We start from the raw sequence: 12,877 nt of genomic DNA, 5'->3' as shown, positions 1-12,877 counted from the left end.
TCCGCCCCCCGTTTCAACCACCCCGAGGACCGCCGCCATGGCCAACCCCCACCTGGAATACCACCTGCAACTGCTCCACCACCTGCGCACCATTCTGGCCGCGCTGGGTGAAGCCGAACAGGTCCCGGAGGAAAGCCACGCCCTGTTCCTCGAGCGCTTCGACGAACTGCTCACCCTGCTGCCGCAGGAGCCACTGGAAAGCCAGTACCTGGGCCAGGACCTGATCTGCCAGGTGATCCAGCGCTACCCGCAGATCGCCCACCTGGTGCCACGTGACCTGCTGTGGTTCTTTGGCGGTGACTGCCTGCACTTCATGCCGGACGAGGAGCTGGCCCTGTACCAGGAGCTCGAGGAGCGCCGCTATGCGGCCGAACGCGACGGCGAGCCGTTCGACTGGCACCTGGAAAAACAGCTGCTGAGCGCGCCCGATCCGAACAGCGTGAACTAGGCACTAAACAACGCCGCCCGTGACCATACTGCTCTTCACTCAAGAAAGTCTGGCATGTCTTTGCAGCCCTTCGCGGGCAAGCCCGCTCTCACGTAGGCAGCGGGCCTCAAGGCCGCGCAACCCTTTGGGAGCGGGCATCGTTGGTGCCTGGTATGGATGGTTCAATAATCAATGGCCACACAGGACAGTTTCCCTTCCACCTGCCCGCCGTCTTTTTTATCATCCAGATAGACGCCGGTATCTATCCAGTCTCCCTTCTGTTTGTTTTTTAGCTCCTTGAGGCTGAGCCAATCCTTGCTCGTGACTTCGTACTTGGTGATGCGCACGGTGTACCACCATGTACCGTCGCAACCGGGCTGGTCGTAGAACGTGATCAACGCCCCCGAAGGCGCATTCTCGAATCTGTAGAAATACACCTCGTCATTCTCGCAATCCGTGTCCCCCATCTTTTTCGTGGTCCGACTATCTTTCCGCTCAAGCGAAAGTTCGCATTTGCGGGTGCCATCCGTTTTGTTCTCCCGCATCATCAGACGGCCTACATTGGCCTGTGGTTTCAAACCGACGGTGTCGGCACCTGCCTGCAGGGTGAACAACAAGCTCCCTACAACCATAACCAGCCCTGCCAGGGGCACAATCCTTATCCCCTGAGCACCCCTGCACCGACCTAACGACACTCGCTGTTGGCATTTCATTGGCCGCCTCCATTCACGGATGATTGTCCATCATGTTGCTCCGCGAGGATCTGCCCTGCGCCTCTGAAGAAGCTGCTGTACCCCTCACTAGACAGCACCCCTGCGATCTCGTCGTCACGAATGAAACGTTGCTCGCCGTTGGCTATCGTGAGGTAGCTCTGGGCATCGTATTCATAGGTCGTCACTTCATCTACATCGCCACCGGCGGGGTCCGTGACACGGAGTAGACGATTGAGGGCGTCGTATTCGAGCACTCGGCCCTGCTCATCCTGGGTCAGGTTGCCATTAGCGTCGTAAGCCAGTTGGATCCTGACATCCTCCTGAAAGTGATGGATGATCGACGTCAGTTGGACAGGGTCGTCCTTGTTTTCAAAGTTATAGGTAGACGAGTAGCTCTTGTCGTTCTCAAGCGTCGTCTTGACCGAGACGATGTTGTCCAATGCATCGAAGGTGAACTCCTGGCCCAGGATCATGCCCTGGCCATTCGGGTCATGCGGCCGCTCGCTACCAGTGCAGGAGTAGGTCCGCAACCGCTGACGCTCGTCATACCCATAGGTTTCTTCGAGCAACAACGGTGCCTGCTCGTTGGCACCGTCATACCGACGGCGCGAGATCATGGCGTCGACATCGTTGTAGTCCTGCAGCAGTACCTGGGTAATGTCGCCCATGATGAAAGTGCGCTGGATTTCGCGATCGAAGTCATCGTGCTTCAGCGAGGTGGTGAGGCTGGCGCTGCCATTCGCCGTCGAGAACGAGCATAGGCGCCCCAACGTGTCGTACTGGAAATGGGTCACCAGTTCGTTCAAATAGGTCTTGCACAGGCGACCTTGCGGATCGTATTCGTGATACTGCACGTTGCCTTGCACATCCTGGTACTCGAGCAGCAAGCCACGATGGCTGTATACAAACTCCACTACATACGAACCACCACCCTGCTGCCGTGTTTCCTTACGAAGATGCCCGGTACTGTAGTGTTCCCGGACGCAGCTCTGGTCCCCCGTGTCAAAGGTCTCCAGGCGCGCATTTTTACTGTTGTAGGTGAAGGTAGCCGTAAACTCCGTATGCACTCGAGCACTGCGCAAGGTACGCTCGATCGGGCTCGAAGTAAGCAAGGGCAGGTACTCGTAATCGATGAGCTCGCCACTGGCCGTCGTGACATCAGCCGGATACAGCAGGCTGCCCACATAGCGATTGACCTGCTTGCGCCCTCCGGTGGTGGACACCGTGATCCGATCAATGCCATCGAAAACCCGAGTGCCCAGCAACTGCTCCTGGCCAGCGGACTGCACCGCGATGCTTTCCGACAGATCGTCACGGCTGTGCCTGGCGTATTCGAGAACGACCGTGGAGCCGTCGGGCAAGGTATGGGCGACAATCCGTGAGAAGGCGTCGTAACGGTAGGCATTCACCCGTGGCGATGTGCTGAGGCCGACGTTTTCCGTGGCCACCCTGCCCAGGCCGTCATAGGTGTTTACCTGCAGACTGACGAGCTGATTGGCGGCATCGCGGCGCTCGCTGCGCTCGGCCTGGTCGAAACGGTTCTGCCAGACGATGGTCCTGCCGGTCTTGGCCCCCGCAGAGCCTTCGCGCCAGCTCTCGATGATCCGCCCGTCAAACTCCGAGCTGCCGACTGGGATGATCCGCTCGTACGCCGTCACGCCATCGGGGCCGGTGATAGCGCATTGCTGCCCCCAATCGTCGTACTTGAACTGGCTGGTCAATGACAGCTCGTCGGCTTCCTCGGCGCCCAGCCAGTCGGTCAGCGTCTGCGTTTGCAGGCGCCCCCAAGCATCGTAGGTGGCGCTATACAACGGTCGGTACTTATCTTGCCACGCCGAGAAATTATCAATATCCAGACGTAACTCTTCCACCGCGCGATTCAATCCATCGAATAGCGTGCGCGTGATGACCCCATTCACATCCTCTTTGTGCTGCTCATTCCGCAGCCCCGCGCTGGAGCTGAGTAAGTAGGAATAGTAGCAGGTCGCCTCCTCCACCTCGCCCGGTGCCACCGTCTCGCTGATCACCCGGCGCAGGGCATCGTACTGGTAACGGATCTTCACATCGTTGTCGTCATAACTGATCAGCGGCTCGCCGATCAGGATCGAGTGCTCGAGGGTCTGCACCTTCTTCGTGCCGTCATGGCCGGTGATCGTCTGTTCGGTCACCAGCACCGTCTCACCTTGGGCCAGAGGCTCGGCGCGCTTGCTATAGGCGAATTCGGTGGTGGTGGCTTCGCCGTTGCGGGTCACGGTCTGTTTTGACAGGCGACCGTGGGTGAACGGAGCGCTGGTGTCGATCAGGAGCTCATGCACGGTGACTTCCAACTCCGTCTCCGTCTCCTGCTGCAGGCCCTCTGGGTCCAGCCCGACCTGCACCAGGCGCTCCTCGCAGACCTCGTTCCAACCCCTGCTCTCGCTGTTGCGCAAGGGTTGGTAGTGGCGGTAACGGTAGCGCTGGCGCAGCACCGGCGCGTCGGGGTGGGCGCTGCTGGGGGCCGGGGTGGTGGTCAGGCTCTTGAGGTGGCGCACGAAACCTTCCGGGTCCGGCGGGCTGTCGCTGCCGTCGCCCGCGGCCGGGTACCACTCGCTGGTCTGGGTCACGCCTTTGACATCGGTCTCGGTATGCAGGTTACCGTCCTCATGGTAAGTGCGCTGGCTGGTCTGTTCGCTGCGAGTCCGTACGTGCTCTTCGGTGTCCGGTCCGGTCCAACTGCTGGTGACGGTGCCAGGCAACTGGCAGTAACGCGCCTGGTCCTTGAATGCCACGTTCGCCCTGAGATGGTAGCTCGTGCTTTGCTCCTGATCGGTGAGCACGCTGCGTTCGTCGGCGCCCAGGTGCCGGGTGCGCTCCTTGGTCATCAGATGGAACTGGTTGAATTGGCGCTGGATCTTGCGTACCACCTTGCCACCGACCAGCAGCTGCTCCACCGAGCCATACAGGTATACGCCGGTGTAGCGGAACAGGTTGTCCAGGCCGTCGTTATCCCAGCCCAGGTTCAGGTTGGCACCGAGAAAGTTGTTGCCGACCTGGTAGTCGCTTCCGGCATCCTCGAGCGTGTAGCTGTAGCGGGTGTCGATCGGCGGCTGCCCGCTCCCAGGGTCGACCAGGTGCTGGCTCACTCGTGGCAGGCGAGCCGGCGGCTGCAGGGTCAGGTCGGTGGGCGGGATGATGTGCGCGGGATTGTCGTCGGCGAACGTGCGCGGGAATTCGTGGGCATCGGTATAGGTGAGGGTTTCATGGCCACCGGTGGGGGTGAAGACTTCCTTGATGCAGTCGTAGCCCAGGTTCAGGGCGTCTTCGTAGCGCAAGCGCCAGGAGGCGTTCTCAGCGGTGGGCAGCACCAGTTCCTCGACGCGCTGGCTGTTGTCCAGCTTGAGGGTGAAGACCGCCTGCTGCTCGCCCTCGGGGTTGAAGCGGAAGATCACCTGCTGGTTCGTGCGCTCGACCAGCAGTACGGGGCGGGATTCGAAGTTGTCGTCGAGGTAGGTGATCGACGCCAGGCGCGTGTGCACGTTGAAGCCGGTGTAGCTGAAGCGCAGGCGGTGCCCCTGGGCCGAATAGACCTCTTCGGGCAAAGCCAGGGCATTGTCGCCGACGCCCTGGGTACCGAGCACCTCGACCAGGCCGGAGCGGTGCACGAGGCGATAGCGCTGGTTGCCTTGGTCATGCAGGTGGAAGCTGTCGAGTTTCTGCTCCTGCAGGGTGAAACGACCCTGGCCGGGCTCGGCCTTGAACACTTCGCCGTCCAGGGTGGAGACCACGCCGGTACTGGGCACGAACTGCGAGAGCAGCAGGTTCCAGCCCTTGCCGTAGCCCGAGTCGACGGTGTTGAGCGGGCTGAAGGTCAGGGCCAGTTGCAGGGGCGGGCCCTGCAGGTCGTTGGCCTTGACCTCGGGCAGGCGGATGCTGAGGGTGTACAGGCCGGTACGCGGGTCGACACCGCCTTGCAGGTAGCTCATGAAGTTGAAGGCGTTGGAGTGCACGGCTGTCGAGGCAGACATAGGGAAGTCTCCAGTTCAAGGATGGCCAGTGTGCGGATTCTTCAGGATCAATCCCGTCAAACTCGCGTGACGGTCAGACGGTCACGGTGCCCGTTGCTCGTACGCGGCGGGTAGGTAATCACCAACATGTGCAGGTTCCCCTCGCTGTCCCTGAGCTCGGCAGAGAGAGAGGTGTTCAGAGCTGCCTCCAGGGCGCCGTCGTATCGAACCCCCTTGTAGCGATGATTGGTAAAGGCAACTTCACCGACATGGATCTGGCTCACGTCCACGGATGTGGAGAGTGTCTGCCCGTTGCGCTGCATGAAGTTCGTCAGCGCGGTGTCGAATCGAATGCTGGCCGAGGCGTTCTCGCGAAAGATCACCCCCGAGCAACTGAACATGATCTCGTTCTGGTGATCGGACTCCCAGCGCGCCATCGAGCTGCGTAACACCGTAGAGTTGCTTGTGTCCCTCACCGTGCACGCCTTGAATTTGACCGACACGGGCGTCACCTTGACGACCCAGTAATCGATCGTCCAGGGGTACCTGTCGTAGTAATCGTCCTGCGCCGCGCTGGGCTGGCCGTTGGCGACCTGCCGCAGATCCAGTTGATAGGTGCCGGTGGGCCTGAAGATCACAGGGCTGACCTTGATCTGCTTGTAATTCTGCCCGGTGTTGTCCGTGCTGTAGTGCCACAGGCCATGTCGATCCCGCAGGCCAAGGTAGACGTCAATGTCCTCATTGGCCCCCGCCAGGCTTCGCAGGTAAAAGGTTTTCGTCTGGGTCCCCTGCGGCGCCACCGAAGAGTGCCCGGTCTCTCTCTGACTGGCATACCGGGAATTCGGGGCCGCAAGGTCATACTCGTTGCGATCGTTGTCCACGCCCCATAGCGCAGGCCCATCGCCGAGCTCTAGCCCTGCCATGAACGGCAGTTCCTGGTTGGTTTCGGCCTCGAAAAGACGCAGGGTAGCGATCTCGGCCGGCGTGAGATCCGCGTCCGCCAGCGTCATCGTGACGATCAGTTGCAGTTGTTGGTAGCCATTGGCATAGAGCCCGGCCTGTGCGTTCGGGAAATTGCTCGCCCTGACAGAATACTCGGCCAATGTCTGCCACTCGTCTTTGACCGTTTCGTAGAACAGGGTGCTGCTTGCGCGGCCGACGACGACGCCCTCCAGCTTGACTTCGCAAATCACGGTTGCAAAATCCCCGTCCCTAGCACTGCCTCTGCTAACGAACTCTACCTTTCCATCTGTCTGTAGGACTCTCTCGCCTGTGCCAACGAAGCTCCACGTACGTCCCCCTTCCGGACAGAATTGCGGATCGAGGGTGAACTGCACCCGATCACCGGGCTTGATCCGCAGGCCCGACGCCGGGGTCAGCTCGGGCTCGAAAGGTTCCAGGTACATGCCGCTCATGGCCGTTTCTCCTGCGTGTGGGAAGTGGTCATCGCGTTCGCCAACCGGCCGCTGGCCATCCTAGCGTCGCGCAGTGCCGGGAAGCTGGACAGGGGCAGTGGCAGGACCAGGTGCCCTTCGTAGGTGATGCCCGCGCGCTCGTAACTGGCGAAAACGATCACGAACGCGGCCTGCGCTTGCGGGTCGGCCTGGTACAGACCGTCCGCGTCGATTTGGCCTGGTCCCTCCAAGGACCATTGCGCAGCCAATCCAGTGTCGTTACCACGTTGCGTCGCCTTGAGCTTGAGCGTGCCTTCCGGAGACGGCTCGCCTTCCTGGTGGATCGTCAACATAGGGGTCTTGTGCACGACCAGGATCACCCCGTCACCGGCTTCGGCGGAGGCCGGCCCGGTGGCCTGGATCTTGTCGACCACATAGGTGCGGTCCTGCCTTGGCTCGCCGCTCGTGTAGGTGCAGCTCCTGTCCCCGGTCGATTCGAGCGTGCCGCCGAAATCGGTGGTGATCTTCCACTGGAGCGGGGCATCGGACAGCGCGCTTGCCGTCAGGAACGCCTCGCTCTCCTGTTGCCGATAGATCAGTTTGAGCACCGGGCTCATGGCCACCGTGCGCACCACCACCTCGACCAGTGCCGAGCTGGCCTGGCCAGTGTGCACATCCTCGGCCACCACCTTCACCTTGAGCGCCCGGCCTCCCAGGCTGGCAGCGGAGGGCGCGGTATACAGGCCGTCGGCATCGATGCTGCCCGGATCGCCGGCAGGGTCCGAGAGGGCCTCAACGCGCCAGCGCAACGTGTCGTGGCCCGACGCGACCGTGAACCGATGCTGCCCTTGCGCCGCGATCCGCAGCGTCTGTGGCTCGATGCGCAAGGCCGGTCGGACGAGCTCGAATTCGCCCAGCACCGCGAGGCTGTTGTGCAGGGCCCAGGCGTGGGGGCGCAACGCCGGGCCGTCGGGCAGGCGCAACAGCGGCAGGATCTGCTCGGGCAGGCGCGCGGTCAGGCGCCGGGACACCGTGTTGAGGTAGCCGCGCCTGACGATGTAGTACGCAGCGCGGGTGATGTCCTCCAACTGCTCGGCCAGGCTGTCAGGCAATCCGCTTACCGCCACCGTCTCGGCGGACAAGGCAGTCAATCGCCCCTCCGGAGGCAACGCAGGGTCTTCACTGGCGGTCAGCTCGAAACGGTAATCGAGGTGTGGCCTTACGGTTACGGTATGTTCGCTCCACTCGCCCTCCCCGATCGGGCGGTAACGCAACCTCAGCGCCAGCTCGGGCTGCCAACGCTGCTCGACATGGTCGCCATGGAACTCCAGCTGCAACGCCTGTGCGCCACCCGTGGTGGGAATGGCGAAGGCCGGGTACTCGAATTCCAGTCCCCCTGCGCTGTCCACGAAAGCGCCTCCGGGGATGGAAAGCCGCCCGCCTTGCGCGGCCATGCGGGACACCGGCTTGCCATCGTTGGAGGCATAGCTGAACGCCCCGTCCTCGACGGCGCCGAGCATCGCCTGGCCGAGGGCCGTGCGATGAAGCAGGTGCCGGGAAAGGATGACCGTGCAGGCATGCGTCTGCTGCGCGTCCTCGGCCAGAAGGAAAGGGAACCCGGCGCCCGACACCGGCTCGAAACCATCGCTGCCTTTGTCGAACGTCACGAACAGCAGCAGGGCCTGACTGCCGGTAGCGTCATCGACCTGGGCGCGAATCCTCACGCCACGGGTATCGCGAAACGGATTGCGTGCATTGGCCAGGACCTGCGCCAGGCCCAGCACCCGGGCGTGGCCGGGCAATTGCGCGAACAGATCTTCCAGCAGGCTCGCGCCGTACTGGTTTTCCATGCTGTCACCCAGCGTCAGCTCATGCCCGCTCCCTTCCTCCAGATCCAGTCGCAGATCAGCTCCAACCAGGTGCAAGGGCACCTGCACACGCGGGGTGAAACCGTTGATGGGCGTATGCGCGGTGAGGCTCACTACCTCGGTATCACCCCTGACGATGGCATGGATACCCTCGGCCATGGTCAGGTCCAGCTGGAGGTTCGACTTGCCATAGTCGGTCTCCTCGACAGTCAAGGTCGGCGTTGCAAGCTGATAACCGTCGAGCTGGTGGGAGATACCCGTGTTGCCGATCTGCACCTCCCCTTTCAGACGGACGCCGCCATCCTGCACCCAGTGGCGCAGGAACGACTGGTTTGCCACCTGATTGACCAGCCCCATCGGCAACGCGACGATCATGTCCCATCCATGGACATCGGGGTCCTCTTCGAGCCACTTGACGATCGCTTGCGGGACTCTGCTACTCATGAGCATCACCTCGACGGGGCACGCGTGTTAAAGGGCGCTGGCACAACAGCGCGTAGGTATCGGCATAGCGGTGCAAGGGCAACGGCAACACGATGTAGCCAGCAGTCGGCGCCCAGCCATCGGTGGGCTCGATCCGCACCTCGACCACCACGAAAGGTGGGGCGCCGTCGCTGGTGGGCGAGAAGCGTATAAAGGTTTGGTGGAGGTCTGCGTCGTGGCCGGCATCCTCGAACGTGCCAGGCCCGGCCCAGTGGACGAGATCTTCGGCCGCCAGCCCTTCCACGACCAGCGTCACCCTGTTGCCAACAATCTCCCTGACGATGACTGGATGCGGCTCATCCGTGTTGATCATGAGGATCTGCCCGCTCGTGCCATTCTCTGGATCGGAAACCTCGACGTAATCGAATGCATAGGAGGCGCAGGGCGCTCCCGCGAGATAGGTCACGCTGGCACCGGTGGTCGGGCCTTCCAGGCGACCACTCGGCTCGGGGCTGACGATGCGCCACTGCAGCCGGCCTGGGTCCTGCGTGCTGTTGGCACTCAACGGATATTCCCTGCCCACGACACACACCTGAACCAGCGGCGTCATGGCCAGGGCATCCCGCGCCACCGTGACCAGCACCCCCGAGGTGGCACCCGAGACCGTGGTGGCCGTGACCCGCTCACGCAGGAACTCCCCCTCGAACGCACTGGCCGATGGCGCCGTGTAGCGCCCCTGCGCATCGATGCGCCCGCGTGCCGCGGCGTCGCCCAGCGGCTCTACCGCCCAGGTTTCGATCGGCGATGGGGATTCGGCACTGAAGACCAGCGTCGCGTCTGCGGCGAGGGTCGGGCCCTGCGGGATAAGCCGCGGCGCATCGCGGTGCGAGGCGATCTGGCCGAAACAGGCGATGTCGAACGGACCACGGACCTTGATGGGCACGAACGTCTCGCCCAGGTTGAGCTTGATCAGCTGGTTGATCCACACGTCCATCTGTGGGCTGACGGTGAAGCGTGCTAGCAGCACCTGCTGTATCAACACCTTCATCACGTTGATGATGGCAACGCTCATCAGCCTCATGAACTGTTGGATCACGACATAGGAAAAACCGAAAAAGAGCATCAAGAGGAGCTCCACCACTTTCCCCCACCATTGCTCATTGGTGCCTTGGTGGCGCGCATGGAGCTGCGCGGCAGCAACTGCGTCGAGGCCAAGGTATTGCACGATGGCGTCTTCGCTGAGCTCGACGAATTTCATCGCGCCGCCATTGTCGAGGTCGGAAAGCTCCATACGCGTTGCGCGCAGCGAAACCGTGCCGGGCACCTCCTCGTCGATGACATAGGCCATCTCGCAGTGCTTGTCGAACAAGCCGATGAAACCCGTACCAGGCCCCGCGGCTCCCTCCTGCTTCAGGCCTGTGACCAGGAAGGCCCCTGTGAACGACCAGCCGAATTCGGCACCCTCGGCGGTCAGGCGGATGTCCATACCCTCGTCGATGCCCTGAAGAATGACCTGCTCCAGATTCGCCGTGTAGAACGTGCCGTCCATTTCAAACCTGACCTGCGCTTCGGGCAGCTCGATCCTTTTACTGTTCACCCTCACCCCGGCAAGCAACTGCTGGTCGTAGTCGAGATGGAGCTGGCTGGGCAACTCGCCAGTGAGGTTCTTCAACATCAGCGCGACCAAATGCCGCCGGTAGCCAAAGAGCACGGTGGCGGAATACGCTTCCTGCTCGCCATCGGGTATCAGGTACCTGAAGTCGGCCCCCTCGCTCGGCACGCCCCCGCTGTGCTCGTCCTTCATGCTGATGAAGGCGAGCACCGCCCCCTCGCCCGCCGGACGCCCAGGCAGCGGTGGATGGGCCTGGGTCGCCATGCGCATGGACCTGGGCTTGAGGAACTCATCGATGTCCCGGGACACATGGCCCAGTGTCAGTACGCGCTGCTCGGCCGGCAGCCTGTTGAACAGGTCCTTGAACACCGAACCGCCAGCCCGTTGCTTATCAGGGTCTGGATCGAGGGTCAGGTTGAAATCGTCACTGTAACTCAGGTCCAGGAGCAGGCGCCCCTCCTGCTCGACCGTCACCGGCGCGTCGGGCAACTGCAAATCCAGCGTCAGCACCGGCCCCTGCAACGGGGTGATGCGCTCCAACCGCACCACCCCATATCCGCCGGCGTTCACCTCCAGCTGCACCTCGCTGCCACTGATGATCACCAGGCTCAGGCGGGCGACCGAATCATTGAGCTTGGCGTTCTCGAAGGACAGTCTCGGGCGATCGAGAAGGAAGTCGTGCAGGTAGAACTCGACATAGGCGCCCACCTTGACCGCGGCCGAGAAGCTGGGCAGGTAGCTGTCCTCGGCAAAACGTCGGACATAGTCCTGCTCCAGCAAGTGGTTGGTCCTGGCGCGGTCCATCGCCACGACGAGGTCCCAGGAGAAGGTCCGACCCTTCTCCTGCAGCCATTTGAACAGCGTGTATTCGTTGTCGGCCATGGTCGGCTCCCTGCGCTCGGCGATTGTCGTCACGCGACCAGCAGGATGTGGACAGGGCGCAGCGGATAGGCGCGCAGGCCGTTGAAGCACACCTCGACCTGCAGGGTGAACTTCTCGCTCAACTTCAACTGTTCGAGCTCGCTGCGGGGAAACACGCCTTGCAGGCATTGAGCAGTGAGTTCAGCTTCGTCCACGGGGGTATCACGCAGGACGAACTCCTTGTCCTGTCCGGACTGATCGCCCCCCAGGACCTTGATGATGACGGTCTGCCCCACCCCCATCAGTGGCCAACCCTCCAGGTGCCAGGGGGCGCCTTCGCTCGGCACCGAGGCCAGGGAAAGACTGGGCCGGCCACTTGCCAGATCGCACTGGATATAGGGGAAATGCTTGACGTCGAAGGGCTCCCCTTCGAGCCATACGAAGTCCGAGCGCTGTGGCGTGCCGGCGCGGGTCGTGAACCGGTAGAACACCTGCACATGGTTCTGGAGCAGACCGCCGACCTTTTCCGGGGCGAACCAGAAGGAAGGCGTCTCACCCGGCCGCCCGTCATACCCGGAAGAGTCCACTCCGAGCTCGTGCAGGTGCATGGTCACGGTACCATCGCTGGTGTCCGTGTCCGCGGGTACAGCGATCGTAAGGCCTTTGCGCAGGTCCATCGCTTTGATTACGAAACGGTCATTATTCCGAACTGCGTCCTTTACGACAGGCGCCGAAAGCGTGCGCGCGGCCACCAACTCGACACTTCGCGAAGCACTCATGCTCGATTCTGACGGGTTGATGAGCTGCCAGGTCATCGAGAGCTGTTTGCCAACGTGACTACTCAGCCAACCATGTGCGAATGCCACTGACAGATTCGCCTGGCCTGCCTGTGCTTGCTCCACTCGCAACCATCGCTGCTCGAGCAGGGTGTTGGTACCTCCGGTGCCAACCTGATCGATATACAACAGGATTTCGTCACCCGGCTGCCTGCCCGTGGCGGGCAACAGCAGCGTGACGCCCTGCTCGTGTTCGACGGGGTAGATCCTTGGACCTTCCAGGCCATCGAACGCTGGCTGGGGCAATAGCCTCGGCAGCGGGTCGTTGTCGATGATGCGGATCGTCACGGGCTGCGACTTGCGCAGCGGCTCCTGGTCATCGAGCGCTGAAACGATGTAGTGGAACCGCGCCGAAAAACCGATGAGGCCTTCGATCCGTTCACGCTCGAGTTCGAACGTGAGGGGCGAATCCAGGTGCTCGACCTCGGCTGTCAGCTCCAGCGACGCCAGCAAAGGCTCGCCATCGTTGGTAATCCCCTGAAAGCAGACCTTGACCGTATCGCCGAGGATCATCCCCTCGTAGGGCAGGACACTCAGGAGTACGTCCATGCTGAACAATTTCAGGTCGAGGTGGTGTGCATGCAGGTGCCGGACATGGACGACGCTCCGCTCGACCGGAGCCCGGAAACCGGCAGCGCCGGATGAAGCATCCGCGGACGGCATCGGTGACATGTCGTGGCTGCGTCGACTCATGGTGTGCCCCGGCTTTTCGAGAAAAGGAAGCCTCTGTTCGAGGCGCTGGTCGAGTTATAGACCGAGC

Annotated in this window: 7 protein-coding genes; 1 reads left to right on the top strand and 6 read right to left on the bottom strand. The window is 62.2% G+C overall.

Annotation, left to right across the window (positions count from 1 at the left end):
* Window positions 1–37 precede the first annotated feature (37 nt).
* Window positions 38–448: a PA2817 family protein gene (locus tag ACYUME_RS07730; protein WP_460418487.1), complete on the top strand. Its 411-nt coding sequence runs from the start codon at window positions 38–40 to the stop codon at window positions 446–448.
* Window positions 449–609: 161 nt separating this feature from the next.
* Here ACYUME_RS07730 and ACYUME_RS07725 read toward each other — a convergent pair whose 3' ends face one another.
* The 6 genes from ACYUME_RS07725 to ACYUME_RS07700 all read right to left on the bottom strand — a co-directional run bounded on the left by ACYUME_RS07725 (window position 610) and on the right by ACYUME_RS07700 (window position 12,810).
* Window positions 610–1,041, bottom strand: a complete 432-nt coding sequence (locus tag ACYUME_RS07725; RefSeq protein ID WP_460418486.1) for a hypothetical protein — start codon at window positions 1,039–1,041, stop codon at window positions 610–612.
* A 95-nt stretch (window positions 1,042–1,136) separates the two neighbouring features.
* Window positions 1,137–5,144, bottom strand: coding sequence for an RHS repeat domain-containing protein (locus ACYUME_RS07720; RefSeq protein ID WP_460418485.1), 4,008 nt, complete (start codon window positions 5,142–5,144; stop codon window positions 1,137–1,139).
* A gap of 56 nt (window positions 5,145–5,200) precedes the next feature.
* Window positions 5,201–6,538, bottom strand: coding sequence for a hypothetical protein (locus tag ACYUME_RS07715; protein ID WP_460418484.1), 1,338 nt, complete (start codon window positions 6,536–6,538; stop codon window positions 5,201–5,203).
* Window positions 6,535–8,829: a hypothetical protein gene (locus ACYUME_RS07710; protein WP_460418483.1), complete on the bottom strand. Its 2,295-nt coding sequence runs from the start codon at window positions 8,827–8,829 to the stop codon at window positions 6,535–6,537. The genes ACYUME_RS07715 and ACYUME_RS07710 overlap by 4 nt, the downstream gene beginning before the upstream one ends.
* The gene (locus ACYUME_RS07705; protein ID WP_460418482.1) at window positions 8,822–11,302 is read right to left on the bottom strand and encodes a hypothetical protein; all 2,481 of its coding nucleotides are present in this window, start codon (window positions 11,300–11,302) and stop codon (window positions 8,822–8,824) included. Before ACYUME_RS07705 ends, ACYUME_RS07710 begins: the two co-directional genes overlap by 8 nt.
* 29 nt (window positions 11,303–11,331) lie before the next feature.
* Window positions 11,332–12,810 (bottom strand): hypothetical protein, encoded by a 1,479-nt coding sequence (locus ACYUME_RS07700; RefSeq protein WP_460418481.1) that lies wholly within the window; start codon window positions 12,808–12,810, stop codon window positions 11,332–11,334.
* Window positions 12,811–12,877: the final 67 nt, after the last annotated feature.

The organism is Pseudomonas sp. microsymbiont 2 (assembly GCF_054788395.1).
This window is presented reverse-complemented; position numbering and strand designations above follow the sequence as displayed.